25 protein-coding genes are annotated in these 26,585 nt (G+C 62.8%); 7 read left to right on the top strand and 18 right to left on the bottom strand.

Translation table 11 applies throughout. The features are described from left to right. Positions 1-99 precede the first annotated feature (99 nt). Entirely contained in the window at positions 100-3,660 is a 3,561-nt protein-coding gene (locus QEH68_RS05670) for a TM0106 family RecB-like putative nuclease (protein ID WP_280627198.1), read from the top strand. On the opposite strand, the gene QEH68_RS05665 is transcribed toward QEH68_RS05670, so the two are convergent. The 13 genes from QEH68_RS05665 to QEH68_RS05605 all read right to left on the bottom strand — a co-directional run bounded on the left by QEH68_RS05665 (position 3,657) and on the right by QEH68_RS05605 (position 15,248). Further along, positions 3,657-4,460 (bottom strand): triose-phosphate isomerase, encoded by an 804-nt coding sequence (locus tag QEH68_RS05665; protein ID WP_280627981.1) that lies wholly within the window; start codon positions 4,458-4,460, stop codon positions 3,657-3,659. The genes QEH68_RS05670 and QEH68_RS05665 overlap by 4 nt on opposite strands. Positions 4,461-4,469: 9 nt before the next feature. Then, the gene (locus QEH68_RS05660; RefSeq protein WP_207596643.1) at positions 4,470-5,819 is read right to left on the bottom strand and encodes an MFS transporter; all 1,350 of its coding nucleotides are present in this window, start codon (positions 5,817-5,819) and stop codon (positions 4,470-4,472) included. Between the two features lie 183 nt (positions 5,820-6,002). Further along, positions 6,003-6,767, bottom strand: coding sequence for an SDR family oxidoreductase (locus QEH68_RS05655; RefSeq protein ID WP_207596642.1), 765 nt, complete (start codon positions 6,765-6,767; stop codon positions 6,003-6,005). A gap of 20 nt (positions 6,768-6,787) precedes the next feature. Beyond that, positions 6,788-7,777 (bottom strand): 3-hydroxyacyl-CoA dehydrogenase family protein, encoded by a 990-nt coding sequence (locus tag QEH68_RS05650; protein WP_280627193.1) that lies wholly within the window; start codon positions 7,775-7,777, stop codon positions 6,788-6,790. A 2-nt stretch (positions 7,778-7,779) separates the two neighbouring features. Next, positions 7,780-8,262: a ribose-5-phosphate isomerase gene (locus tag QEH68_RS05645; protein ID WP_089593994.1), complete on the bottom strand. Its 483-nt coding sequence runs from the start codon at positions 8,260-8,262 to the stop codon at positions 7,780-7,782. After that, on the bottom strand, positions 8,259-10,019 hold the full coding sequence (locus tag QEH68_RS05640) for a dihydroxyacetone kinase family protein (RefSeq protein WP_280627190.1): 1,761 nt from the start codon (positions 10,017-10,019) through the stop codon (positions 8,259-8,261). The genes QEH68_RS05645 and QEH68_RS05640 overlap by 4 nt, the downstream gene beginning before the upstream one ends. 4 nt (positions 10,020-10,023) lie before the next feature. After that, positions 10,024-11,025: a sugar phosphate isomerase/epimerase family protein gene (locus QEH68_RS05635; RefSeq protein WP_280627189.1), complete on the bottom strand. Its 1,002-nt coding sequence runs from the start codon at positions 11,023-11,025 to the stop codon at positions 10,024-10,026. Positions 11,026-11,205: 180 nt separating this feature from the next. Then, positions 11,206-11,904: a GntR family transcriptional regulator gene (locus QEH68_RS05630; RefSeq protein WP_280627188.1), complete on the bottom strand. Its 699-nt coding sequence runs from the start codon at positions 11,902-11,904 to the stop codon at positions 11,206-11,208. A gap of 156 nt (positions 11,905-12,060) precedes the next feature. Next, a complete protein-coding gene (locus QEH68_RS05625) occupies positions 12,061-13,131 on the bottom strand; it encodes an alkene reductase (protein ID WP_280627187.1) in 1,071 nt (356 codons plus the stop codon). Positions 13,132-13,260: 129 nt separating this feature from the next. Next, positions 13,261-13,884: an SIS domain-containing protein gene (locus QEH68_RS05620; RefSeq protein WP_280627186.1), complete on the bottom strand. Its 624-nt coding sequence runs from the start codon at positions 13,882-13,884 to the stop codon at positions 13,261-13,263. 27 nt (positions 13,885-13,911) lie between these two features. After that, on the bottom strand, positions 13,912-14,421 hold the full coding sequence (locus QEH68_RS05615; RefSeq protein ID WP_207596634.1) for a hypothetical protein: 510 nt from the start codon (positions 14,419-14,421) through the stop codon (positions 13,912-13,914). A gap of 109 nt (positions 14,422-14,530) precedes the next feature. Then, on the bottom strand, positions 14,531-14,953 hold the full coding sequence (locus QEH68_RS05610) for a hypothetical protein (protein ID WP_280627980.1): 423 nt from the start codon (positions 14,951-14,953) through the stop codon (positions 14,531-14,533). A gap of 91 nt (positions 14,954-15,044) precedes the next feature. Then, a complete protein-coding gene (locus QEH68_RS05605; protein ID WP_089593987.1) occupies positions 15,045-15,248 on the bottom strand; it encodes a hypothetical protein in 204 nt (67 codons plus the stop codon). Between the two features lie 130 nt (positions 15,249-15,378). Between QEH68_RS05605 and QEH68_RS05600 the strand changes: the two genes are divergently transcribed. After that, positions 15,379-16,554 carry a zinc-dependent alcohol dehydrogenase gene (locus QEH68_RS05600; RefSeq protein WP_280627182.1) on the top strand — a complete coding sequence of 392 codons (1,176 nt, stop codon included), beginning with the start codon at positions 15,379-15,381 and terminating at the stop codon, positions 16,552-16,554. An 18-nt stretch (positions 16,555-16,572) separates the two neighbouring features. Here QEH68_RS05600 and QEH68_RS05595 read toward each other — a convergent pair whose 3' ends face one another. Next, on the bottom strand, positions 16,573-17,559 hold the full coding sequence (locus QEH68_RS05595; RefSeq protein WP_280627180.1) for an SDR family oxidoreductase: 987 nt from the start codon (positions 17,557-17,559) through the stop codon (positions 16,573-16,575). 107 nt (positions 17,560-17,666) lie between these two features. Between QEH68_RS05595 and QEH68_RS05590 the strand changes: the two genes are divergently transcribed. Further along, positions 17,667-17,852 (top strand): CsbD family protein, encoded by a 186-nt coding sequence (locus QEH68_RS05590; protein WP_089593984.1) that lies wholly within the window; start codon positions 17,667-17,669, stop codon positions 17,850-17,852. Between the two features lie 156 nt (positions 17,853-18,008). Here QEH68_RS05590 and QEH68_RS05585 read toward each other — a convergent pair whose 3' ends face one another. Next, the gene (locus QEH68_RS05585) at positions 18,009-19,736 is read right to left on the bottom strand and encodes a hypothetical protein (RefSeq protein ID WP_280627177.1); all 1,728 of its coding nucleotides are present in this window, start codon (positions 19,734-19,736) and stop codon (positions 18,009-18,011) included. A 195-nt stretch (positions 19,737-19,931) separates the two neighbouring features. On the opposite strand from QEH68_RS05585, the gene bioB reads away from it, so the two are divergent. The 3 genes from bioB (at position 19,932) to QEH68_RS05570 (ending at position 22,464) form a co-directional block, all read left to right on the top strand. Next, positions 19,932-20,966 (top strand): biotin synthase BioB, encoded by a 1,035-nt coding sequence (bioB, locus tag QEH68_RS05580; RefSeq protein ID WP_280627175.1) that lies wholly within the window; start codon positions 19,932-19,934, stop codon positions 20,964-20,966. A 295-nt stretch (positions 20,967-21,261) separates the two neighbouring features. Beyond that, complete coding sequence (locus QEH68_RS05575; RefSeq protein ID WP_207596627.1) at positions 21,262-21,756, top strand: very short patch repair endonuclease; 495 nt, start codon at positions 21,262-21,264, stop codon at positions 21,754-21,756. 327 nt (positions 21,757-22,083) lie between these two features. Continuing rightward, entirely contained in the window at positions 22,084-22,464 is a 381-nt protein-coding gene (locus QEH68_RS05570; protein WP_280627173.1) for an Hpt domain-containing protein, read from the top strand. A gap of 60 nt (positions 22,465-22,524) precedes the next feature. On the opposite strand, the gene QEH68_RS05565 is transcribed toward QEH68_RS05570, so the two are convergent. Beyond that, a complete protein-coding gene (locus tag QEH68_RS05565; protein WP_280627171.1) occupies positions 22,525-23,268 on the bottom strand; it encodes a response regulator transcription factor in 744 nt (247 codons plus the stop codon). Positions 23,269-23,367: 99 nt separating this feature from the next. On the opposite strand from QEH68_RS05565, the gene QEH68_RS05560 reads away from it, so the two are divergent. Further along, positions 23,368-25,038, top strand: a complete 1,671-nt coding sequence (locus QEH68_RS05560) for a PAS domain-containing sensor histidine kinase (RefSeq protein WP_280627170.1) — start codon at positions 23,368-23,370, stop codon at positions 25,036-25,038. 7 nt (positions 25,039-25,045) lie between these two features. Here the strand turns inward: QEH68_RS05560 and QEH68_RS05555 are convergent, their stop codons facing one another. Both QEH68_RS05555 and QEH68_RS05550 read right to left on the bottom strand, forming a co-directional pair. Next, positions 25,046-25,285: a PLD nuclease N-terminal domain-containing protein gene (locus QEH68_RS05555; protein ID WP_089593976.1), complete on the bottom strand. Its 240-nt coding sequence runs from the start codon at positions 25,283-25,285 to the stop codon at positions 25,046-25,048. 36 nt (positions 25,286-25,321) lie between these two features. Next, a complete protein-coding gene (locus tag QEH68_RS05550) occupies positions 25,322-26,530 on the bottom strand; it encodes a restriction endonuclease (RefSeq protein WP_280627979.1) in 1,209 nt (402 codons plus the stop codon). Positions 26,531-26,585: the final 55 nt, after the last annotated feature.

Below are 26,585 nucleotides of genomic sequence, written 5' to 3'. Positions count from 1 at the left end.
AAGTGGCCCGACGCTGTTTTGCCGGAAGTCATTTTGTCGGTGCCCGCTGATAGCTTGGCTACAAGGATTTCAACCGGCATGGAAGGAAGGTGGGTCGCTGTGTTTTTTCTCGATCCGGAGACGGCGGGCGCCCCGCAGGACTTGGTCTTCTCTGCCAGCGACCTCGTCATTGCAGCAACCTGCGAGTACCAACTGCTCCGCAAACTCGACGAAAAACTCGGCCGTTCGCCCAAGCCGGACTTCGCGGCAGACGCCATGTTGGAACGTACCGCCGCCCTTGGCGATGTTCACGAGCATCGGGTACTGGATGGGTTCGTAGACAAGTTCGGGCACTGGGATGCGGCCACCGGAAGGGGCGTTTACGACGTCGTCCCCGCCACGGTGATGGACCGCGCCACTCTTTCGGCAAAGCACGCGGAATCCATCGAAGCCCTGCGCTCCGGAGCGGATGTGGTGTTTCAAGCTGCTTTTTTCGACGGTGAGTTCCACGGGCGTTCCGATTTCCTGGTGAAGCAGCCCGGCGGGCTTTATGCGGTGTTCGATACCAAGCTGGCACGCCATGCCAAGGTCACAGCCCTCCTGCAGCTCGCGGCCTATGGAGACCAGCTGCTTAAAGCAGGAATCACGCCGGATCCCACCGTCACCCTGGTGCTGGGCAACCGGGTCCACAGCGACCATCCCCTCTCGCAGATCCTCCCTGTGTTCAAGGAACGGCGTCAACGCTTCCTTGGCATGACATCTGCGCATGCCTCGGAGCCGGGTCCGGTGGAATGGGGCGACTCCCGCTACTCAGCCTGCGGCCGCTGCGACTATTGCGCCGAACAGGTCCAACTGCACCGCGATCTCCTCATGGTCGCGGGCATGCGCATCAGCCGCCGTAAGAAGCTGCTCGAGTCCGGCATCACCACCATCGACCAACTCGCCACCATGCCGGCAACCGGAGACTCCACGCAACTGAGGCTCCGCGAGCAAGCCCAACTGCAAACTGGTACCGGCAACCCTGACGGCACCGTCACGTACTCGGACAAGTCCGGAGAAACCAAGGCCATCAGTTACAACGTCCTCCCGGACAACACCCTCGGCAGGCTTCCCGCGCCGGACCCGGGCGACATCTTCTTCGACTTCGAAGGTGATCCCCTCTGGCAGGACCCCGCCACGGGCAAGTGGGGACTGGAGTACCTCTTCGGCGTCATCGAAAATCCCGTGGCGCCCGGGACGGAGCCTGTGTTCCGCCCTTTCTGGGCGCATTCACGCGCTGAGGAAGGCCAGGCGTTCGTCGACTTCCTGGACTACGTAGCCCAGCGCCGTGCCAAGTATCCCGGTATGCACATTTACCACTACGCCTCATACGAGAAAACGGCGCTGCGGAACCTGTCCCTGACGCATGTGGTGGGCGAAACGGCCGTCGACGACCTCCTGCGCCAAGGACTCCTGGTGGACCTCTTTGACACCGTCCGGCACAGCATGCGGGTCTCCGAGAACTCCTACAGCATCAAGAAACTTGAGCCGCTGTACATGGGCCAGCGCCTGCGCTCCGGGGACGTCACCGACGCCGGAGCTTCCGTGGTGGCCTACGCGGACTATTGCACGGCCCGCGACAATGGGGATGGCGGGCAAGCTGCCGCCATTCTCGAGGGGATCAGGGACTACAACGAGTACGACTGCTTGTCGACGCTGGAGCTGCGCAACTGGCTGCTTGCCCGTGCTGCGGAGCGATCCATCGTTCCCGGCGGTCCTGTGCAGGAGCAACCACAGCCAGTCACCGAGCCGGAGACGTACGAGGCACCGCCCGAAGAGACGACGCTGTTCGACTATGTGGCCGGCCTGCCCGTGGAGCAACAGACAACGCCGGATTCCCGGGCCATCGGCATCGTCGCAGCCGGCGTCGGGTACCACCGCCGCGAGGACAAACAGCACTGGTGGGAACACTTCGACCGTCTGGAAAAGCCGACCTCGCAGTGGGACGAATCCCGCGACCAGTTCTTGGTTGACCACTCGGAGTTGCTGCAGGACTGGGCGAAACCAACACCTCGCAGCAACCCTGCCCGGATCGTCAAACTCCTGGGCCGGTCCGGTGACGGCGCGGGATTGGATCCAGGCAGGAAGTACTTCAGAATGTATGCGTCTCCGTTGCCGGATGCTCTTGCTGCCAAGGAATCCTCAGTGTTGGGCCGTGCGGGTTGGGGCGGGACGGAGGTTATCGAGGTCGGTGAAGAGGGCGACTTCGAGTCCGTCACCATCGTCGAGAAGCTTCGAAAAGACTCCACGGAGTTCGTCCAGACCCCTATGGCGCTGACCCCTGACAGCCCGATTCAGACAACCGGGCAACGGGCTGCGTTGGCCGCAATGGCCACCAAGCTCCGCGCGGCGTTGCCTTCCTGGCCCAAGGATCCTGCCTTGGACCTTGCCCGCCGACAGCCGCCAAGGCTGCGCACCCTCGCCAACCTTCCAGCAGTCCCCTCCGGCCCCGATGGCTACATTAATGCCATCACAGCGGCGGTCAAGGACCTGGACCATTCCTACCTGGCCGTCCAGGGTCCTCCCGGCAGCGGGAAGACACATGTTGGCGCCCACGTGCTGGCCAGGCTGGTGGCCGACGGGTGGAAAGTCGGCGTCGTTGCGCAATCCCACGCCGTAGTGGAAAACATGCTCTGCGCTGCCGTGGAGAAGGCGGGTATTGATCCCCGTCTGGTGGCCAAGGACGTCAAGCACAACGATCCTGTGCCGTGGACCAACTGCGCCAAAGGCGACGTGGAAGAGCTCTTGTCCCAGCCAGGTGGCGCCCTGATCGGCGGCACCGCGTGGACCATGGTGGGCAAGGAAGTCCCTGCCGGATCGCTCGATCTCCTGGTCATCGATGAAGCGGGACAGTTCTCGCTGGCCAACACCATGGCTGTCAGCCGGGCCGCTAAGCGGCTCCTGCTCCTCGGTGACCCGCAGCAGCTTCCCCAGGTCACTCAAGGCAAGCATCCGGAACCCGTTGATGAATCGGCCCTGGGTTGGTTGTCGGATGGCTACAACACTTTGCCGTCCCATCTGGGCTACTTCCTGGCGTTGTCATGGCGTATGCATCCGGAATTGTGCAGCGCAGTGTCAGAGCTGTCCTACGACAACCGGCTCGAGGCTGCACCTGCCGCCACCCTGCGTGAACTTGAGGGGGCGAGCCCCGGAATTTCCTGCGTCTACGTTACGCACAACGCCAACTCCACTGCGTCGCAGGAAGAAGCTGTTGAGGTTGTCCGGCAAGTCCAAGCCCACCTCGGCCTGAAATGGCTGGACCCTTCGGACTCCCCGGAACGCCGCTCCCTCGAGGAAACCGACATCCTGGTGGTAGCGGCGTACAACGCCCAGGTACAGCTCATCAAACATGAGCTCCGATCTGCCGGCCTCAGGACAGTGCGGGTAGGTACCGTGGACAAATTCCAAGGCCAGGAAGCCCCGGTGGTCATCGTCTCCATGGCCGCATCAGCCGCCGGCGAAGTTCCCCGCGGCATGGAGTTCCTGCTGTCCCGCAACCGGATCAACGTGGCGGTGTCGCGCGGTCAGTGGCGTGCCGTCGTCGTGCGTTCGCCTGAACTGACCAACTACCTGCCGACCCATCCGGAAGGCCTCGAAAACCTCGGCGGTTTCGTGGCCCTCTGCCAGCGAGCGGCCCTCTAAGACCGGCTGGCGATATCCAGGGCTTCGTCCAGGACCTGGCCGAAGTTGCTGGCGTCGTGCGCGAAGCGGCCAAGGAAAAGCCCGGAAACCCCGTCCAGTTGCGGCAATAAGCCGGGTTTCGCCGACCCGCCATAAATGATGGGAAGCCCGGCCAGCGCGTGCCGGGCAAGCACCGAACGCAAGGTACCGACGACCCGCGAAACATATGCCGCTGAGGCAGGCTCAGGAGCGCCGATCGCCCAGACGGGCTCGTAGGCGACCACAAGCTTCGAGGCAAGGGACCAGTCGCCGGACACTGCGGCTTTGATCTGCCCGAGTACCATGTCCGCGGCTGCCTCCGGTTCCAGCATCTCGGACTCTCCCACACACAGCAGCGGAGTCAGCCCGGCATCGACGGCTGCACTGACCTTGAGAGCGATCATCGCCTCATCTTCGGCAAAGTAGCGCCGCCGCTCAGCGTGACCGATTTCCACCAATCCCACTCCAAGCTCAGCGAGCATGGACGGTGCCACCTCACCTGTCCACGGCCCATCGGCCCAGCCACAGTTCTGAGCGCCCAAGACCAGTGACGTGCCGTGAAGCATATGCGCCGCTGCGGGCAACACCGGATGCGACGGGATCACGAACGGGACCACCCGCCCGGCCGCGAGGGCCGGGCGGGCGTCTGCTTCTGCCACCAATTGCTCCAGCCACGCCAAGCTCTGCCCGTAGCCCATGTACATCTTGGTGCTGACGCCAATGAATACCCTGTCCAGCGCGGCGTCCTTCGCAGAGTCCGCAGCAGAAGGGAAAGCAGGCAGGTTCACGCCCTATTTCTCCAGCAGTTCGTCGGCCTTGTTGCTGAAACGCTTCGTACCGAACATCAGCAGCGCAGCCAGGAACGGCAGGACACCCAAGGCGTAGACACCCATGGTTCCGGTGTCCGAGGCCGTGACCTGGTTGACCGTAGTCCGCAGGATCGGCGCCACGAAACCACCCAGGTTTCCGAGGGAGTTGATCAGGCCGATACCGGCGGCCGCGGCAGTTCCGGTGAGGAACGCCGTCGGATATGACCAGCAAATGGGGCCGGTGGACAGGAAGCTGCACACCGCGAGGGTGATGAAGATGATGCCCAGGGCCGGCATTTGGTTGGCACCGGCCCACGCGGAACCAAAGATGCACAGGCCCGTGGAGATGAACAATGCTGTACCCCAGCGACGGCGGCGCGCCACGGTGTTGGCTGCCTTGCCGATGAAGTAGCAGGCGAAGATGCCGAAGAACCACGGGATGGCTGCGAGGAGTCCGACGGCGATGCCCACCTTTTGCCCGGTCAGCTGCGCCACCTGCTGTGGCAGGTAGAACGTCACGCCATACACGGCCACCTGCAGGCAGAAGTAGATGACCGTGAAGTACCAGACCCGGCCGTTACGCATGGAGGCAAGGACGCCACGAGGGCCGGATTCCTCCTTCACGGTATCCTCGAGCGCCATGACATCGGACAAAGCCCGTTTCTCTTCCTTGGTCAGGAACTTGGCATCCTGGGGACTGTTGATGAGGAAGAAGTAGGCGGCAATACCGGCCAGGACGGCGAGCATGCCCTCAACGAAGAACATCACCTGCCAGCCTGCGACGCCCGGAACCTGGTCGCCGATGTTGATGAGCCAGCCGGACAGGGGTGCACCCATCATCTGGGAGAACGGCTGGGCCAGGTAGAAAATGGCGAACATCTTCACACGAACCTTGTTGGGGAACCAAGCCGCCAGGAACATGATGACGCCGGGGAACAGACCGGCTTCGGTGACGCCCAGCAGGAACCGGAGGATGATGAAGGACGTTTCACCTTGGACGAACGCGAAGCACGCAGAGACGATGCCCCACGTGATGGCGATGCGGGCCAGCCACACCTTGGCGCCAAATTTGGTGAGCAGCAGGTTGCTGGGAATCTCGAACAGGGCGTAGCCGATGAAGAAAATGCCGGCACCCAGGGCGTAAGCCCCGGCGGTGATGCCCCTGTCCACTTCCAGCGCAGCTTCGGCGAAGCCAACATTGGTGCGGTCCAGGAAGGCCACCACGTAGAGGATGACGAGCATCGGCATGAGTCGCCGCGAAGCTTTGGAGATCGCCGATTTGAGGACCGGCGTGTCCAGCAACTCCTTGGTGGAATTGGTGGCAACAGACATTGAAACTCCTCTTTGAGTGACAGGAAATGACCAGTGCAGCGCGGTCAACCGCGCACAGGCGCGGTCAACCGCGCACAGGCGCGGTCAGCGCGGGAAGAAAATGAGCACCAGGCCCACGGCGCAGGCAAGGACGCCCACGGCAAGGTAGATCTTGCGTTCTCGAGTCCAGGTCCGCATGAGGGCCTAGTGCATGTACAGTCCGCCATCCACATTCAGCGTCTGGCCGGAGATGTATCCGGAGTCCTCGCTGATGAGGAAGGCGATAGCGGCTGCGATGTCACGGGTGGAGCCCACGCGGTTCACCACAAGGTCCTTGGTGAGTTCATCCTTGCGTTCCTGGCTCAGCGTGCCACCCATGATGTCGGTGTCGATGGGGCCCGGAGAAATGGCGTTGACGGTGATGTCGTATTCGCCGAGCTCCCTGGCCGTTGCGCGGGTCAGGCCAATGACGCCGGCCTTGGCCACGGAGTACGGGGTCTTGGAGAACGTGCCGCCGCCGCGTTGAGCGGACACGGAGGAAATGTTCACGATGCGGCCGATGCGGTTCTTGACCATGGACTCGGCCACACGGCGGGTGGCGTAGTGGACGCCGTTGAGGTTGATGTTCAGGACCCGGTCCCACTCGGCAGGTTCGAGTTCCAGATAGCCAACAGGCGAGCTGACTCCGGCAACGTTGGCCAGCGCAACAATCTGCGGCAGTTCCTTTTCAAGCTCGTCAATGGCGGCGCGGACCTCGGCTTCGCTGGCCACGTTGGCACCAACGCCATGGGCCTGGACGCCATATTCGGCGGCGATCTCTTTGGCTGCGATCTTGCATGCGGCGTCATCAAGGTCGATGATGCCGATGTTCCACCCTTGGGCAGCCAGGTAATTCACGGTGGCACGGCCGATGCCGCGCTCGGAAACGGCGCCGGTGACAATTGCTGTGCGTTCTGCGGGGAAAGTCATAGGTCTTCTCCTGAAAGGTCTTAGTTGATGGGGGCGGGGCCGAGCTCTTCAATGAGCTTCTGCATGGCCACGTAGGCCTTGTTGCGGTAGGCGATGAGTTCCGGAGTGCGTTCGGCGGGAACATTGAGGAAGCCTGCACCGGTCTTGGTGCCCAACTTGCCTGCGTCCACCAGGTCCGAAAGGATCTTCGGCGTCGCGAAGCGTTCCGGGAAGCCGGTCTGCAGCGACTTGTAGCAGAAGTTGTACACATCCAAACCGGCCATATCCGCGATGGCGAACGGGCCGAAGAAGGGCAAGCGGAAGCCGAACGTCGTACGCACCAGCGTGTCGACGTCGTCCGCTGTAGCGATTCCCTGCTCAACCAGCTGCGCGGCTTCGTGGAACAGCGCGTACTGCAGACGGTTCAGCACGAAGCCGGTGACGTCCTTGACGACGGCGGTCTGCTTACCGGCCGCGTGGACCAGCTCGCGGGACGCGGCAACCGTTGCGGCATCCGTGCCGGCGTGCGGGATGATCTCGACGCCGGGAATGAACGGTGACGGGTTGGAGAAGTGCACACCCAGGAACCGCTCCGGGTTGGTGACGGCTTCTGCCAGTGCGCCAATGGAAATCGTGGAGGTGTTGGAACCGATCAGGGCGTCCGGGCGGGCAGCGGCACTGATGCGGGCGAGGGTTTGGTGCTTGATGTCCAGGACCTCAGGAACGCACTCCTCAATGAAATCTGCGTCCGCAACGGCCTCTTCGATGTCCTTGGCTGCCCACAGATTCTGCTTGAGGATCTCCGTGGACCCTGCCGGAAAGAGCCCGTCGGCGATGAACTGCTCCGACTCCTCCAGCAGGCGGTCGTAGTTCTTCTGCGCGACCTCGTCAGAGACATCGGCCAGGGCAACACGCGCCCCGCCAAGAGCCAGCACCTGGGCGATGCCGCCACCCATGTAGCCGGAGCCGACGACGGCGATCTTCCGGGCTGCGTTGTCGGCTGTAGCTTCGGTTGTCTCGGGAGTGGTCATGATCAGACTGCCTTCGTGTAGTCGGGCTCGTAAGAGCAGATGGCGTCCACCTTGGCGGCGGAGGAGGAGGTGTGGTCGAAGCGGTGGCCCAGCCACTCCCCTACGAGCTTTTTGGCCAGTTCCAGGCCAATCACCCGCTGGCCGAGCGTGAGGACCTGTGCGTTGTTGCTCAGGACGGACCTTTCCACGGAGTAGCTGTCGTGGGCAGTGACGGCGCGGATTCCGGGGACCTTGTTGGCCGCGATGGCCACACCGAGGCCCGTTCCGCAGATCAACAGTGCACGGTCGGCTTCGCCTTCGGCCACTTTGCGCGCGGCGTCAACGGCGACGTGCGGGTACGCGGTGGAGTCGTTGAAACCAACGCCGACGTCCGTCACTGTTGCCACACGGGGATCCGCTTCCAACAACGCCAGGAGTGCCTGCTTGTATTCGACTCCGGCTTCGTCATTGCCAACGACGATGCGCCAGCCTTCGGTGTTGCTCATGCTTGGGCTCCGTTCCCGGCCGACCGCTGCCCCGTGGGGGCAGCCGAGGCCAGTTGTGAATCGATGAATTGCGAGATCCTGACGGCGATCAGCCCGAAGGAGACCGCCCCTGGATCGGGATGGCCAAGGCTCTTTTCCGCGAGCGGGCGTGCCCTGCCCTTGAGCGGGCGCAGATCCGAGGTTGTGGCGGCAGCGGACTCAGCAGCCGCAGCAGCAACTGCCAGCGCCCGGTCAACGGGAGCCCCGCCGTCGAGCTCTGTCAGGAAGGCGTCCCGGAAGGGCAGGAGCGCGTCCACCATGGTCTTGTCCCCAGGCTCTGCCTTGCCGAGCTCGGTGATGGCGCGGACGAACGCCTGTACAGCGGCCCCTGCGTCCTCCGATGTGTACGTTTCGCGGTTCCCGAGCGACAACCCGGCGGCGATGACCGCTGAACCCCACAGGGCTCCCGAGGTTCCGCCGGCGCGTTCACTCCAGGCCTCGCCGGCTGCGGTCAGGACCCGCGCCGCGGATCCACCGCTCACAGCTTCCCCAGCCGCAGCTGCAGCGTCGACGCCGCGGCGCATGCCAATGCCATGGTCGCCATCGCCGGCGATCGCGTCCAGCTTGCCGAGTTCCCCTTCATGCTCGACGACGACGTCCCTCACCTGGGCGAGGACGGCCACGGCCAACTGCCCAAGGTCAGCCGCAGCGGCGGTGGGCTGTTCGACGTCGGCGGTTTCGGCGTCGTCGGCTGCGATGCCAGCACGGGGCGCGCGGGGCGCCATGCTGCCCTTGCGGAACGCCGGAGTGTCCGCGGGTGCGGCCCAGAACTGCTCAAGCTCTTCGTCCAGCCACAGCAGCGTCAGCGACAGTCCGGACATGTCCAGGCTGGTTACCAGCTCGCCGCACTCGGGTTCAACAACGGTGAGTCCCGCGGCGGTGAGCAGCTTTTCCACCTTGCCGAACAGCAGGAAGAGTTCGTCGTACTTCACCGTTCCCAGGCCGTTGACGATAGCCACCACACGGTCACCGGCGTCCTCGGGCTTGTCGTTGAGAAGCTTCGACACAAGGAGTTCGGCCAGCTCGGATGCTGTGGGCATGGTGTGCTCGGAAATGCCGGGCTCGCCATGAATACCCAGGCCGAGCGACATCTGCCCGGCAGGCACATGGAACAGCGGATCCTTGGCGCCGGGAAGCGTGCAGCCGTCAAAGGCCACTCCCAGGGAACGGGTCCGATGGTTCGTCTTGATGGCCAAGCGTTCGACGCCGTCAAGGTCCAGTCCCGCCTCGGCGGCGGCGCCGGCAATCTTGAAGACGGTGAGGTCGCCGGCAATGCCCCTGCGCTTCTCGAGTTGTTCGATCGGCGCGCTGGCGATGTCGTCAGTGACGGTGACTGTCCGCGTTTCGATGCCCTCGGCGTTTAGGCGGAGCTGCGCCTGGCCGAAGTGCAGGACGTCCCCTGCGTAGTTGCCGTAGCTGAGCAGGACGCCACCGCCGGCGTTGGCAGCCTTGGCCACCCGATACACCTGGCCTGCCGCCGGCGACGCGAACATGTTGCCGCACGCCGAACCCGTGGCAAGTCCGGGTCCGACGAGTCCAGCGAAGGCCGGGTAGTGCCCGGAACCGCCGCCGACCACCAGTGCGACCTGGCCGTGGGGGACTTCGGTGGAGCGGACGACGCCACCGTCAACGCGGGCGACGTAGCCGCGATTGGCGGCTACGAAACCGTCCAGCGCTTCATCGGCAAAATCTGCCGGGTTGTCAAAAATCCGTGTCATCTTCCTACACTCCTGCGAGCTGCGTTGCCGGTACCTGGCGTCCTTGGGCCACCTGGCTCTTGCCGAGTTCATAGCCTGCGGTCTTCGGCAGGACGTGGCGGCGGAGGTAATCCTGGTTGCTGGCCGTGACGCTGAGACCGTCGCCACCGTAGTGCTCAGTGCAGAGGATGCCCTGGAATCCGACGGACAGCGCGAACTTGAAGGCCTCGCGGTAGTTGATGAGACCGCTCTCCATCGGCGCCGGCATGGTGATGTAGCTGTCGCGCGCCACATCTTCGTCCCGGAGATAATTCTTCATGTGCCAGTAGTTGGAGTACGGCAGGGTCTTTGCCACCATCTCGCGCCAGTCCTCGATGGGCCGGTGGAGGCGGATCAGGTTCCCGAGGTCCGGGTTCAGGCCGACGTTGTCCAAGCCAATGTCCTGGACCAGCTGAACCGAGGAGTCAGCAGTTCCGAGGTAGGTGTCCTCGTACATTTCCAGCGAAATCAGCACCCCCGCCTCTGCTGCGTGCTGACCGAGCTCGCGAAGGCGGGAGACGGCGTTGCCCCATGCTTCCTTGTCCCCCACCGGATCCTTATAACCCTCAACGGTCCAGAACCAGAGCTGTTTCTGCTGCTCTGGGGTGATGGCTTGGTGAAGCCCGAAGGACACCACTTCACAGCCAAGCTCGGCAGCGGCGTCGATGGTGCGGTGGCTGTAGGCGAGGTTGTCTGCCCAGTCCTTTGCGTGGATGATGCTGCGGCGGATAGCGGAGATGACGGGAACCCCGATGCCGACCTCGTCGGCGGTTCGCTTGAACTCGGCCAGCCGGTCCTTGCTGAGGTCGCCAGGACGAACCCAGCTGTCGGTGAGGTCCGCGTTGGCGAAACCGGCGTCCTTCACTTCCTGGAGGACTGCCGCCCAAACGGAAGCATCGGCGTCGTTGACGTGGTTTCCCGAAGCGTCGGTGCCGGGGAACTGCAGGAGGGCCGCCGTAATGGGCCAGTCCTTGGCGGTGTACGCCATAGTGATCACTCCTTCGTGGAATCCTGTTTCCTATAGGATTTACGAACCAAGCAAGACTGTCAACCCTTTTGCGAAACTTCCTAGATCCTATATGTCATACATTTGACTGTGAAGGGGGTCACGAAACCCCGCAGGAAGGGCCCGCCGGCAATGGCCAGCGGACCCTCGTTGGTCCGTTAGCTAGTCCTCCGGAGCGTCAGCCATGGCCCTGCCACGAACCTTTTCGACGTGGTCGGTCATCATCTTCGCGGCCTTGTCCGGATCGCCGCTGGCCATGGCGTCGAGTACGGCCTGGTGTTCGGCGATCGCCTGCTCGGCGTCGGTGATTCCCACTCCCCCGAACAGTCGGAACCGCTGGATCTGCCCACCCAGGGTGTTGTAGGCCGTGAGCAGGAACTGGTTGTTTGCCTGCGCGGCGATGAGTTGGTGAAAACGTTCGTCGGCCTCGAGATAGCTGCGGTACTCGGCAAAAGTTCCGCCCCGGGGTGCAGTCTTCAGGTCTTCGACGGCCTGCTTCAGGGCATCCAATCCCTCAGGCGTCATGCGCGAACACGCCAATTTTGCATTGACGGGTTCAATGGAGAGCCTGGCTTCCATCAGTTCCGCGAAGTCTTCGCGGGTAAACACGGGGGCAACCCTGTAGCCCTTGAGCGCCACCCGCCGGACCATGCCTGTGTGCTCCAACCGGGCCAAGGCTTCTCTCACGGGAGTCGGCGAGACGTCCAGTTCACGAGCCATCCCGTCGATGCTCACTGCCGCCCCCGGTTCCAAACGGCCGTCCATGAGCCACTCGAGGAGGGCTTCGTAGACGTGGTCGGCCAGCACTTGGCGGCTGACGGGAAAGCCAGGGCGGGCACCGGCCGGGGAAGGATCAGACATGCCACAAATCCTATAGGAAGCCGCGCTCGGGACCGGGCACGTGGTCCTGTCACCTTCCCTCACCAGCTGCCAGTCAATGGGGTGGCCACAGGTTAAACCACGACGTCGGCACTCAGGTGAGTGCCGACGTCGTGGTTTTACTGGGGGTGCTGGGCTTTAGTTCGCGTAGAACGGGTAGTCCGTGTAGCCCTCGGCGCCGTCGGCGTAGAAGGTGGAGGCGTCCGGCTCGTTGAGCGGCAGGCTCTCGCGCCAGCGGCGGGCAAGGTCCGGGTTGGCGATGGCGGGGCGGCCCACCACCACAGCGTCCGCGAGGCCGTCTTCGATGATGGCGAAGGCTTCATCGCGGGTCGTGATTTCGCTGAAGCCGGTGTTCACCAGGAACGTTCCGTTGAACCGTTCGCGAAGATCCTGGACCAAAGCACTCTTGGGGTCGTGGTGCAGGATGCTCAGGTAAGCAAGGTTGAGCGGGGCGATGGTGTCCACCAAAACCTCGTAGGTTGCCCGAACGTCAGCGGGATCGGTTTCAGCGATTCCCTGCACATTGTGCTCCGGAGAAATCCGGATGCCGACGCGGTTGGCACCGAGGGCTTCGACCACGGCATTGACCGTCTCGATCACGAAACGGGCGCGGTTCTCCGGGGAGCCGCCGTAGCTGTCTGTGCGGACGTTCGAGTTCGGTGCAAGGAATTCGTGCAGCAGGTAACCGTTGGCGGAGTGGAGCTCGACGCCGTCGAACCCTGCCTCGATGGCGTTCTTGGACGCTGTGACGATCTCCTGAATGACGCCCGGAAGTTCGTCGGTGCGGAGTTCACGCGGTACGGGGTACGGCTGCTTGCCATTGGGGGTGCGGACATCACCTTCGATGGCAACAGCGCTGGGGCCCACAATCTCGTGCCCACCGGTGATGTCAGCATGGGAAACGCGGCCTCCGTGCATGACCTGCGCGAAGATGCGGCCACCCTCAGCGTGCACGGCGTCGGTGACTGTCTTCCAGCCGGCGATCTGAGCCTCGGTGACGAGCCCTGGCTGTCCCGGGTAGGACTGACCGGCCGGAACCGGGTAGGTTCCCTCGCTGACGATCAGCCCCAGGGAAGCCCGCTGGCGGTAGTGCTCGGCGATCAACGGACCCGGCACGCCGTTCTGACCCGCGCGAAGACGCGTCAAGGGCGCCATCACCAGTCGGTTGGAAAGTTCAAGCTCGCCGAGGGCCAGAGGGGAAAACAGCATGCGCAGTTCCTTTCAGAATGAAACAGGTTCACTCTGCGCAACTGCATGGCGTCTGCAACTATTCCAAACGAAGTGCAGATCACACGCCCGGGCTGGCCTTCTCCGCCACCCGGCCCAGTCAGTCCGGGGTCACGCCGGCTTGACGTGCTTCAGTGCGTCATCAAAGCATTCGCAGAGAGCCAACACCGCCACCAGATGCGCTTCCTCGGCGTGTGGCGGATCGGTGTTGATGCATATTGCTTCATTGACCGACTGCGCGAGCTCCTTGGACTCCTTACCCGTCAGGGCCCACACGATCGCACCACCCGATTTTGCGGCGGCAGCAGCGTCGCGGAGCTCGTCGGTGATTCCCTTGGCAGCCAGCAGCACCACGATGTCTCCACGCCGCACCTGTTCAGAGAGTTGGGCACTGATGCTTGGGGTAGTCCCGTTGGAGCCGCTGGCGCCCTTGGGAATGTAGATCGCTTTGAAGCCGGACCCGTCTCCGTGGTCGTGAGCCGCCAGTTCCGAGGTGAACCTCTGCGCCTCGTGCGAGGATCCGTCGCTGCCTGCGGCGAAGACCGTTCCACCGCGCAGCCTGACAAGCGCCAGTTGTTCGCCCCATTCGGCCAGCCTGGACGATTCGCGGCGCAGGGCCGCAACGGCCGGTCCGATCTCGCCCAAGTGTCCCAGAACCACATCTACCGCATGCCGCGTCGCCTTCGACTCAGTCGACCGCACAGCCTCACCTGTTCGCCTCACCACGATGCTCACTTCCCGCCCTCCGTTTCTCCTGTGAAACTACAAGTTCCTGTCACCTTCGTGTGGGGTTCGTTCGCGCGTGGCGCCGTCGCGGCCACTCCGGTCACGAGTCAGGCGTTCGCCTTCAACTGCGGCCGGGCGGCCCTCGTCGGCCCGGCGATCCGGGTCCTGAGAGCGATCCGAGTCCTGCGAGCGATCTGCGTCAGTCGAGCGATCCTGCCCGGTATTGGGGTCCAACTTGTCTGCGTGCCGCAGGTGTTCCTCTACCCGCCCATGAGCCTCGTTGGCCTTCTCCGCGTGGCGTTCCGCTTCCTGCCGGAGCCGATTGGCTTCGACCTCTGCCTGCAGCGCATTGGCCTCCGCCTGGGCCGATTCGGCCTTGGCTTGGTGGGCTCCGATGGCTTCTTCCGCGGCCTTTTCGCGAAGTTCCGCTGCTCGGTGGCGGTTGACCTCCGCCTTCTTCCGACGTCCGATGACGACCGCGACGATCACAGCGGCGATGACGACGACGGCCACCACGATGATGAGAACCAGCTGTCCTGTATCCATGCGGATTACCTCCCTGGTGAGCGGCTTCTATGGGCGCCGCTCGTAGCCCACGCTGTGGTTGCTGCTTGGGACGTACCCAGTTCAGGGCGCCCCCAAACGATGCCCGCCTTCATGCCGGCAGCTCCATCCGGAAGCCGCACCGGCACTCGATGACGCGCGTTTTCAAGTACACCTCGAGGAGGCCGTCCTCAACGACTTCCGTGGTCATGGGTGCATAGACGCTTCGAGCTGAGGATTTGGTGAACTGCATTGGTTCACCGCAATGGAAGTACTGTCCGCCAAATTGCAGCAGTCCCGACGCCGACCCGTTGCGGTTGAGGACCGCGGCCACGTCGTGGAAGGCAGCGTTGTGGGTGTACGGGACTTCACAGGCCAGGCAACTATAAGACACCCGGACCATCAAGTCGCCGGCATGCGGCTCAAGGGATTCGATGGTTTCCAGATCCAAGTGATCGTCGGACCGGCATTGACGGCACTGGAGGGGTTCAGCGTGGGGACGGGTTGCGTCGCCTGGAACCAGAGGGTTTTTCATCGATGACAACGCAGACACTCCTCGGTCAACTCTGCCCGAAACTCTCCCTTGCCCACCATGTTAACACTACTGGTCAGATTACTTACTAGTTTTAGCTTCCCGTCGCTTCGGGATGCTCCCTGGCCCGCTTCTCCACCGGGGATTCGCCGCTTTCATCAGGGATAAAGGTGGGGTCCACTTCCGTGGTGAAGTCACCGTTTCCGGCGGCACTTTTGTCATGCTCGACGCCGGCAGGCACCGTGGGTTTGGAGGCTTCAGAGGGCGCAACGTCAGCTTCGTTCGGTTCTTCGCTCATAGCCTCAATCTAGGCTCGGCCGCGAACCGTGTCGAGGGCGGCCGGCCTTGTGCGCCGATGCCATCTCTGATTCGCTGGGGTGGTCTCCTGCAGCGCGGGACACCTCCAGCCGAAAGCAGGGAGAGTAATTGTGAAAGCAGTGACATGGCAAGGCCGGCGCTCACTCAGCGTTGAAGACGTCCCCGATCCCAGCATCCAAGAGCCTACGGATGCGATTGTCCGGATCACCTCCACCGCGATTTGCGGCTCGGACCTCCACCTTTACGAAGTGCTCGGCCCGTACATGCACAAGGGCGATGTCATCGGCCACGAGCCGATGGGAATCGTCGAAGAAGTGGGCCCGGGTGTCCACCGGCTCAAGAAGGGCGACCGCGTTGTGGTGCCCTTCAACATCTCCTGCGGGCGCTGTTACATGTGCAACCAAGGCTTGCAGTCGCAGTGCGAGACCACCCAGGTCAAGGAGAAGGGATCCGGGGCGGCCCTCTTTGGCTACTCAGAGCTCTACGGTTCCGTTCCCGGTGGCCAGGCCCAGTTCCTCCGCGTTCCCTATGCCGACTACGGCCCCATCAAAGTGGAGTCGGGCGCCCCGGATGAGCGCTACCTCTTCCTCTCGGACATCCTTCCCACGGCCTGGCAGGCAGTGGACTACGCGAACGTTCCGGAAGGGGGCACCCTCGCGGTGCTCGGACTGGGTCCCGTGGGCCAGTTTGCTGCGAGGATCGGGGCCTACAAGGGCTTCCGGGTGATCGGCGTTGATCCGGTTGCTGAACGCCGCGCGATGGCGGAGGCCCACGGCATTGAAACCATGGATTACAGCTCAGACGTGGCCGGCCGGATCCGCGAACAAACACTGGGTCGCGGCCCGGATTCCGTGGTGGATGCTGTGGGCATGGAGGCCCATGGATCCCCTGTGGCGTCCTTCCTTCACAAGGCGGTTTCCCTGCTGCCGGACAAACCCGCGCAGATTGCCATGGAAACCATGAGCGTCGATCGGCTCGCTGCACTGCATACAGCCGTGGATCTGGTGCGTCGTGGCGGGACGATCTCGCTGAGCGGGGTCTACGGCGGGCAGGCGGACCCGATGCCCCTGATGACTATGTTCGACAAGCAGATCCAACTCCGCATGGGGCAATGCAATGTGCGCCGCTGGACTGACGATCTGCTTCCCTTGGTGGAGGACGACGCCGATCCGCTGGGCGTCATGCATCTGGTCACCCACACGGGAGGACTGGATGAAGCACCGGCGCTCTACGAGAAGTTCCAGAAGAAGCAGGACGGATGCATCAAGGTGGTCCTCAAGCCATAATGACGCTCAGACAAACCACTAGGCGAGGTGTTTGCCACCGGTGACGCCGATGACCGATCCGGAGATATAACTGGAATCTTCGCTGGCCAGCAGGACATAGGTCCCGGCAAGTTCGGCAGGCTGCCCTGCGCGCCCCAAGGGGGTGTCCTGGCCAAACTCTTGGATCTTTTCCGCGGGCTGGGTGGGCGGCTGCAGTGGCGTCCACACGGGACCCGGCGCTACTGCATTGACGCGGATCCCCTGAGGACCCAGTGACTCTGCCAACGAAAAGGTCATGCTGTTGATGGCTGCTTTCGTCGCTGCGTAGTCGATGAGTGATGGGCTTGGATGGTAGCCCTGGACGGACGAGGTGTTGATGATCGCGGCGCCGGGCTTCAAATGCGGCAGTGCTGCCTTGGTGAGCCAGAACAGCGCATAAACGTTGGTTTTGAAGGTTTGATCGAACTGTTCGGTGCTGAGGTCTTCGATCCCCCGGCTCGTGGTCATCTGGAACCCGGCGTTGTTCACAAGCACATTGAGCCCACCGAATTCGGCGACGGTTTGGGCAATGACTTCCTGGCAGAACTCTTCGTCCCGCAAGTCACCAGGTAGCGCGAGCGCCCTGCTGCCGGCGTCTTCGATCAGCTGGACAGTATGCTCGGCGTCCTGCTCTTCTTCAGGCAGGTAGGTGAAAGCGACGTCCGCACCTTCACGGGCAAAAGCAATCGCTACGGCTTTACCGATCCCGCTGTCGCCGCCCGTAATCAGGGTCCGGCGGCCCAGCATCCGGCTGTGCCCCACGTAGCTTTGTTCGCCGTGATCGGGGCGGGGAGTCATGGCCTCGGTCCAGCCCGGATAATCCTGGGTTTGTGGCTCGAACCCTTCGGACGGGTATTTGGTACGGGGATCCGATGCTTCGTCCTCCGGATCGTAGGATTCGGAGACCACATTGTTAACCAGGGCCATGGCGATGTCCTCGTCCAGGTCCGTTTGCTCCGTCTGTTCGTTCAGGATCTCCTCAGCCATGATCTCAGTGTAAGCATCCTGACTATCTTGGAAGTCGTTCAGGAAGTACCCAGAATTGCTCGCTAGCCTAGCAATCGTCAACGTTGGATTACATCGAAGGAGGGCCCATGGGACTCGGAGACAAGATCAGCAACAAGGCACAGGAAGTTTCGGGCAAGGCGAAGGAAGCCTTGGGAGACGCCACCAACAACGAGAAACTGCAGGCCGAGGGTGTCGCTGACCAAGCGGCCGCCAAGACCAAGCAGGCTGGCGAGAACGTCAAGGACGCCGCGAAGGACGCCTTCGACAAGTAAGCCTCACAGCAATACACATCAAGAAAACACACAGCGCAACGCCCCGGCTCCCTTGATGGAAGCCGGGGCGTTTCGCGTGGGCCCAAGTAGGTAACAGCACACGCTCCAATGACCACTCAATAGAGCAGGTGCTGTTACTTAGTTGGGTTGGGAGGGCTATTTCTGGGCCGGGAGCACCAACTCGCCCGACTTATCCGTGGACAAGGCGAGGGACGAGATGTACCGGGGTTCGCCGTCGGGCCCATCCTGCCCCGACCGGAGCATGTCCGGGCGTTCGAATTCAAGACCGGTGACGTGGCAGAGGAGTTTCTGGTCGCTGGGGTTGCCGTCGGCGTCGAACATCGGGAGGTCAATGCCGTCGTCGGTGCGCCGCAGGTAGTAGCGTCCCTTGGTGGCCAGAGCCAGCACGGGCGGCAGGATCAGCGCCAGGCCCACTGCGAAGATCGGCGAGAACGGCTGGACACCGGAACCAAAGGCCCCGAAGAACACTGCGATGGAAACCCCGGCAGAGACCAGCATGGACACGAAGCCCACGGGGTTCACGGCGTAGAGCATCCCGCGACGGAACTCCGGAACCTTGGGTGAAATTTTCAGCAGGTACTTGTTGATGGCGATGTCAGAGGCAACAGTGACCACCCAGGCCATGGCGCAGTTGGCGTAGAAGCCCAGGATCGTGTTGAGGAACTCGAACATGTTCGACTCCATCAGGATCAGCGCGATGACCAGGTTCACCACCACAAATACCATGCGCCCCGGGTAGGTCTTGGTGACGCGCGTGAAGGAGTTTGTCCAAGCCAGCGAGCCGGAGTAAGCGTTGGTGACGTTGATTTTGATCTGGGAAATGACAACGAGCACCACGGCCAGGGTCATCGCGAGCCACGCCGGCATCATTTCTTCGTAGACGCCCAGGAACTGGTGGACCGGTTCATTCGCGGTAGATGCCGCTGCGGGGTCGAGCTTGGCGATCAGGTAGATGGCAATGAACAGGCCGATGATCTGCTTGATGGCGCCGAAGATGACCCAGCCCGGTCCAGCGAGGATCACTGCGCGCCACCAGGCGCCCCTGTTTTCGGCGGTCTTGGGCGGCATGAAGCGAAGGTAGTCGATCTGCTCAGCGATCTGCGCCATCAGGGACAGGCAAACGCCCGCAGCCAGCATTACCGAAGCCAGGTTGGGACCACCTTCGCCGGATGCTCCGGTGAAAGCGAAGAACGCGTCGATGCTTTCGGGGTGGGACAGCAGCAGGTAGCCCACGGGGACCACCATGAGCAGCAGCCATAGCGGCGTGGTCCACACCTGCAACGTAGCGAGCGTCTTCATCCCATAGATCACCAGCGGGATGATGATGATGGTGGACACGGCGTAGCCGATCCACTGCGGAATGCCCAGGCCCAATTGCAGGCCCTGGGCCATGATGGAGCCTTCGAGGGCGAAGAAGATGAACGTGAAGGTGGCGAAGATGATGTTCGTGACCACCGAACCGTAGTAACCAAAACCTGAGCCGCGGGTGATCAAGTCCAAATCGATGTTGTACCGGGCTGCGTAGTACGCCAACGGGAACCCCGTGGCGAAGATGATCACCGCGGCCACGATGATGCCGAAGATGGCGTTTACCGTTCCGTAGGCGATGCCGATGTTCGCGCCAATGGAGAAGTCGGCCAGGTAGGCAATGCCACCCAGCGCACTTGTAGCCACCACACCGGCACTCCACTTCCGGTAGGAACGCGGGGCGAACCGGAGCGTGTAATCCTCCAGGCTCTCCTTGGCCGCACTCATGGCATCGGCGTTGCCTGGGGCCGTTGAAACGGAGCCGCCGATTCCGACGGCGGTGCTTGCCGCCGTCGTCGGCTCCAGTGTTGCGGTACTCGTCTTGTCGTCGCTCATGCGTGGTCGCTTTCGTCCGGGGAGGGTGCCTCGTCCCCGACGCTAGTCACGCAGCGCGTCAATTCAGTCACGTGCATGTTTCACAGGTGTAACTTCTGCACCAGCCGCCCCGGACAGTCACCTCCAAAATCCACCACGCCAGTTTGTGCGCAACCCACAAAATCGCCCTTCACCAGCGCGGATACCGTCAAGGACATGACCACGCAAGCACCCCAAGAAGCCCCTGAATCCACTGACTACGGCATCCTGGACACCGCCCGGGAGCAGGTCCTCGAACGCGGCGAAGGCCTGACCGAGGCCCAGCTCATCGAGATCCTGGAGCTACCGGATGAGGCAATCCCCGCAGCCCTGCAACTTGCCCACGAGGTTCGGCTCAAGCACTGCGGCGAGGACGTGGAGGTGGAAGGGATCATCTCCATCAAGACCGGGGGCTGCCCGGAAGACTGCCATTTTTGCAGCCAGTCCGGGCTGTTCGACTCCCCCGTCCGCGGAGTCTGGTTGGACATCCCGGAGCTGGTCAAGGCCGCCAAGGAAACCGCAGCCACGGGGGCCACGGAGTTCTGCATCGTCGCAGCCGTCCGCGGGCCTGACATCAAGCTCATGAACCAGATCAAATTCGCGATCGACCGCATCAATGAAGCCGTGGACATCAACATCGCCTGCTCGCTGGGCATGCTCACGCAGCGGCAAGTAGACCAGTTGGCCGAGTGGGGCGTCCACCGCTACAACCACAACCTGGAAACCGCGCGCAGCTACTTCCCCGAGGTAGTTACCACCCACAGCTATGAGGAACGCCTGGAAACCTGCGCCATGGTCAAGGCGGCCGGCATGGAACTGTGCTGCGGTGCCTTGATCGGCATGGGTGAGTCGTTGGCGCAGCGCGCTGAACTTGCCGCCCAACTCGCAGCCCTTGAACCCCATGAAGTCCCGCTGAACTTTCTCAACCCACGCCCCGGTACACCCCTGGAAAACCAGGGAATCATGGACGGCAAAGATGCCCTCCGGGCCATCGCCGCGTTCCGGCTGGCCATGCCCCGCACCGTTCTTCGTTATGCGGGCGGCCGCGAACTGACCCTCGGCGACCTCGGCACACGGGAGGGCCTGCTCGGCGGAATCAACGCGGTCATCGTAGGCAACTACCTCACCACACTGGGCCGCCCTGCCAACGCCGACCTGAACCTGTTGGTGGAGCTCAACATGCCCATCAAGGAATTCCAGAAGTCGCTGTGACCACGGCGTTTAGCCAGCAGTACTGCGGCCACTGCGGCGGTGGGGGCGACGGCAACGGTGACAGCCCGACGTCGGACGCCCACGATGGCTGCCAACAGCGCCTGACGATGGAGCCACCGCGCTTTTGCCCGCAATGCCGCCGCCGCATGAAAGTCCAGGTCACCCCGTTGGGCTGGACCGCAGAGTGCTCCAGGCACGGGAGGCTCGCGTCATGAACTTGCGGCTGAAGCGCGACCGGTGCCATGGTGCCGACATCCTGCGGACAGCGGTGGCGGAGCCTGGGTAGGCTGGGATCATGGGCGAGAGCCGGGACCTCCTGACGCCGGAGCAGCGCAGCCGCAACATGTCCAGAATCCGCGGCAAGAACACCAAGCCGGAGCTGCTGGTCCGCAGATTGCTGCATGCGAAAGGTTACCGGTATCGGCTGCACGGACAGGCCGGAACGGCAAAGCTTCCCGGGCGACCAGACTTGGTGTTCGCGGGCCGGCGAAAAGTCATCTTCGTCAACGGCTGTTTCTGGCATTTTCATACGTGCCGCGTAGGGCAGCATGCGCCTGCGGCCAATGCGGAGTTCTGGGAAACCAAGCGGACCCGGACCCGCGAGCGCGACGCCCTGCAACGGGAGCAATTAGCCGACAGCGGCTGGGACGTGTTGACGGTGTGGGAGTGCGAACTGAAGGACCAATCGGTTCTCGAAGACAGGCTCACACAGTTTTTGGAGGGCGGTCTGCAGGCCCCTCCGGCTACGGGGCGGAAGTGGGCGGTGCAGAGCTTGCGGTCTGGTCGGTGACGGTGGTGCGGGTGCCCTGTTCCCATAATGCGTAGGCGGCGGTCCCGCCAATGCCCAGAAGGACGGTCATGCACAAAACGATGGTGACCATCAAGCCAGGTGATGGACGAGGACTGCTGTTCATGCTTTTTCCCGATCCTTGATTCAAGCCTGGAATCCCCCAGATCCGTGATCTTGCCTCTGCTGTCCTACTCTGGGGGGCGGCAATCAAGACTCCCTCTGAGTCCGCTCAAGATTGGATCAAGCTTTCGTTTTCTGGCGCTTCCGCCGTTCCACGGGTCCTACTGTTGAATCGTGAATCTATTGTTTGGAGGCGGGAGGAGTCAGGTGTCTGAGTACGACGAGTGCACTGACTCCCTGGTAGATCGGACCGTCCTCACCGAGCTCCAGGCGGAGCTCGGCGGAGACCATGCCATCATCAGCGCCTTCGTCCGCAACTACGTAGCCTTGCTGCCTTGGCGGGTGTCCCGGCTCCATAGGGCCCTAGAGAACCTGGACATGGAAGACGCCATGGACGCGGTCCTCAGCCTGAAGACCTCCAGCCACATGGTGGGTGCCATCTGCATGAACCGCTTGGCTACGGAGTTGGAGATCAGCCTCAGGCTCCTGCCCAATGCGGACCATCTTAACGAGCTCGGGCCCCAGGTTGTGGAAATCGAACAGTTTGTCTTCGGCACCATTACGGAGCTGGAAACGCCGATCCTCTGAGCATGCCCGAGGACCCCGCCCGCAACCACCCGGTGATCGCGGCGGAGCCCCAGCGCGTTGCTAGTTGTTGCTTGAGGAGGGCGCGAGTCGGTATCCGACGCCGCGGACTGTCTCCAGCCAGCGGGGGGCCTGGATGCTGTCGCCAAGTTTCTTGCGCAGGTTGCCCATGTGCACCTCGACGGCGCGTTCGTCGGCATCGCTGACGTAACTTCCGACGTCGTACGGTTCGTTGCGGAGGCGACGGGCCAGGTCTGCCTTGGTCCGGACGATCCGGCCGGTTTCCAGCAGCGCGAGCAGGAGGTCGAATTCGGTCCGGGTGAGTTTCAGCTCCGCACCGTTCAGAACGGCGGTGCGGGAACCTGCAGAGACGGCCAGGCCGTTGTGGCTCACCTCGGGGTCAACTTCTTCAACAACGTTCTTAGTGTCCGACGACGCGCGGGGCCTTCGCATCATGGCCTCAACACGGGCGCGCAGTTCGCGGGGACGGAACGGCTTGGTGAGGTAATCGTCACCACCGGCCTCCAGCCCCATGAGGGTATCGAGTTCCTCGGCGCGGGCGGTCAGCATGATGATGTAGGCATCGGAGGACTTGCGGATCTGGCGGGCAACCTCAAAGCCGTCAATATCCGGGAGGCCGAGATCCAGCGTAATGACATCCGGATTCAGTTCACGTGCCGACGTCACACCAGCAGAACCGGTGGACGCAGTGTGAACATCGAACCCTGCCTGGGATAGGACAACCCTTACCAGCTCGCGAATATCCTGGTCATCTTCAATGACCAGCCCCACACGTACTTCACTCATCGCTGCCCCTCAGCCCCTTCGATAACCTCAGAAGTATATCCATTATGGTTAGGCTGATCTTATGAACCGACTTTCTTCTGCATCCGTGGTGGATGTGCCATGACCCACCCTTCGACGTGGGACATCGGTGAAAAGAAGAAACTGTTGGTTTTTCAGCGCTCGTTCCACGAACATACCCTGCGGATGCGGGTTGTCCTCAGCCAACTGCCGTTGTCTGTCTGTGTTTGTCTTTCGGCCATCCTGGTCTGGGTGTTTTTCCCGGCAACGCTGGAGAATCCATACTTCCTGATATTCCTGCTGAGCCAGGCATTCCTCCTTGCCGCATGCGTCATTGTCCCGTGGCACCGGTTACCCTTCCCCAGCTTCCTCGTCATCCCTGTCCTTGACATGGTTTCCATAGCCTTCGGACGTGAAGGTGGACAAGAAGCACTCACTGGCCTCAGCGTTTTGGTGGTTCTGCCTGTCATCTGGCTCTGCGCGTCGGGCCTCTATCCAAAGCTGGCCATAGTCCTGTCATTCCTCGGGCCCTTGGCTATCGTGTGGGTTCCCGTGTTTGTCAAGGGTGACATCACCGAACAGGCGCTCACCAAGCCGTTGCTCTTCCCCATCCTGATCCTGGGAATCGGGGTGTCCGTCAGCGTCCTGACCTTGAGCATGGTGCGACAGCAGCGCGCCTTGGAGGAAAAGGACGAGGCCCTCAAAGAAGCCTTGGAGGTCAGCACCAAGCAGGAACGGCTCCTGAATACCGTGATGGAAGCACTGCCGCTGGGAGTAGTAGCGGTCGACGGCGAGGGACACGACATCCTCATGAACCGCCGCCAACGCCAAACCCACGTGTTGGCCACTCCTGCCGATATCGACGATCCCAACGAGTCCCAGTTGCTGGTCTTCGACATCGACAGGACCACGCCGCTGGACGCGGACCGCCGGCCCGTCAGACGCGCCGTTCTGGGCGAACGGTTCACCGATCAGTTGGTCTGGCTCGGTGCCGGAGAGGGTCAACGCGCCTTCACCGCCAGTGCCCGGCCCATGGTGGACGACGCTGGAAAGTTCACGGGATCGGTGGTGGTGTTCAGCGACGTCACAGACCTGATGAACGCCTTGGCGGCCAAAGACGACTTTGTTTCCAACGTCTCCCACGAGTTCAGGACCCCGTTGACGTCCATCCTGGGCTACGTGGAGTTGATCTTGGACGATCCCGACGCCCTCGACGTCCGGTCCCGTCAACAACTCGACATCGTCAGGCGCAACGCCGAGCGGCTCCTCACTCTTGTTTCCGACCTCCTGGCCGTGCGCTCAGGCCAGATCGTCATCCAGCCACACGCCGTTGATGTGGCTGAGCTGGTGCGAGGCAGCGTGAGCTCCGCGGAACCCCGGGCAGCCAAAGCAGGTATCCGCCTCTCGGTGGACCTTCCCGATGCCCTGGAAGCCCACGTCGATTCCTCACGCATTGCGCAGGTACTGGACAACCTTGTGTCCAATGCGATCAAGTACTCACCCGACGGCGGCGACGTGGAAGTGGCAGCGTGGGAGGACGAGGACTTTGTGTTCTGCCGCGTCACTGACACGGGCATGGGCATGAACGAAGAGGAACAGGCGGAAGCTTTCACCAAGTTCTTCCGGGCCGGCGGGGTTCGCAAGAGCGCCATACCCGGTGTCGGGCTGGGGCTGCCCATCAGCAAGGCAATCGTCGAAGCCCACGGCGGCACCATCACGCTGGAGAGCGAGCCGGGCCGCGGCACCACGTTTACGGTGAAAGTGCCCGCCTGAGCCCTTCTTAGTTCTTCAAACCCGCTGCATCACGTCGGCGGCCGAACAGGAAGTAGCTGACCGGGCCGAAGAAGTTGATGAACGACACCGCGCGCCAGACAGCCTTCTTGCCCCTGATATCTGAATCCGGGGTCTTGGCTATGCTGCGCTGCGCGGCCACCAATAGAGCCAGGTTCAGGGCTCCGCTGGCCAGAACCGAGATGCGTTGGCCCTTGCTCATGTCACGCCAGGATTTCTTGCCGGCCATGGTGCCTCCTAATCGCCGAACGGTTTACCTCTCAGGCTAGTCCGACGCCGACCGACCCGCCACAGCCTGGCGTACTACTTCACCCCAGGACTGTTCAGCGAGGTCAGCCACCGCAGCCAGAATTTCCGAGGGCGGCAGCGACAGGTCCAACGGGTACTCCACGATGTCGATATCCGTGTTCAGGATGCGCCGCAGCTTCACTTCCCCTGCACCGGCGTAGACCAACCACGCTGTGGGAACCCGGAGCGCCGTGCAGTACGCCAGCAACTGGTAATGATCGGCACTGAGCGAGGCACCGGCGTCGGAAGCTGCCTTGTATTTGGAGTCGTAAACCACCACCGGACGGCCGCCCAGGAAATGGACGGCGTCGGGGCGGACTGTCAGTCGGTCCGAGTCATTCACGGCCTCGTTGAGCAGCGCACCGTACTGGAGGCGCATCTCACCCGGGTGGGCGCTCATGGCAGCGCGCAAGGCAGTCCCTACGAATTCCTCAAACACCTGGCCCATATCCACCACGAAGGACGCGGTCTGTTGCTTGCCTACACCGGCCTCGGCAGAGGCATTGCGGAGGATTACCTCGGACAGGCGCAGCACAGCGTGGTATCTGAGGTTCATCCGGCTGGCCCGCCACGCCGGCAGCGGCGCACCGGGCTGAAGCCGGGTGACGGCGTCGAGCTTTCCTTTGAGCTGCCGCAAGCGGCTCAGGACGTCGGGCCGGACACCGGGAACCTTACCCATCCTTTCCAAGGCAGCCCGGAGGATGCGGTTCTCAGCGATGTCCTCGGTGAATTCGTCGTAGGAGACTTCCAGCGGCACCATCATTCCGGGCCGGCGGGAGATCTGGTCAGAGATCCGGATCCGGCCTTTCACGGTCCGCAGTGACTCTTCCACTGTCAGGTAGCCCTGCAGGACGCCGCGGCTGAGGGCCCTGTCCGCCAACTGAGCCAGCGATTCCGACAGGGCACTCCACAAATCCGGGTGTTCCATGGCCTCCACTGAATGGTCCCGGAAGCCCTGTTCACCGGCGTAGCTGAGCAGGAACAGCAACCGGCTCAGGCCAAGGCGATCCTTGGGCCGGACTTCCAACTGCACCGCGGCAGTCCGCACCGAACCCACTTTGCCCACCGGCTCAATCCGGTACAGGCCCATGCCCATGGGCGAGGTCTTCGCCAGACCGCTGGTATTGATGAATGCCGCCGAGTGGGGGTCGAGCTTGTCCACCACGCCTCCGGAGAGCTCGTCCAGGACGATGTGCCGGGGGCCCGCGGTGATCCGGCCCGCGCTGGTGACCCGGGCGGCG

This window comes from Paenarthrobacter sp. OM7, assembly GCF_029873575.1.
Taxonomy (GTDB): Bacteria; Actinomycetota; Actinomycetes; order Actinomycetales; family Micrococcaceae; genus Arthrobacter.
Note: the sequence above shows the minus strand (reverse complement) of the source record. Positions and strands in the feature narration are given on the sequence as shown.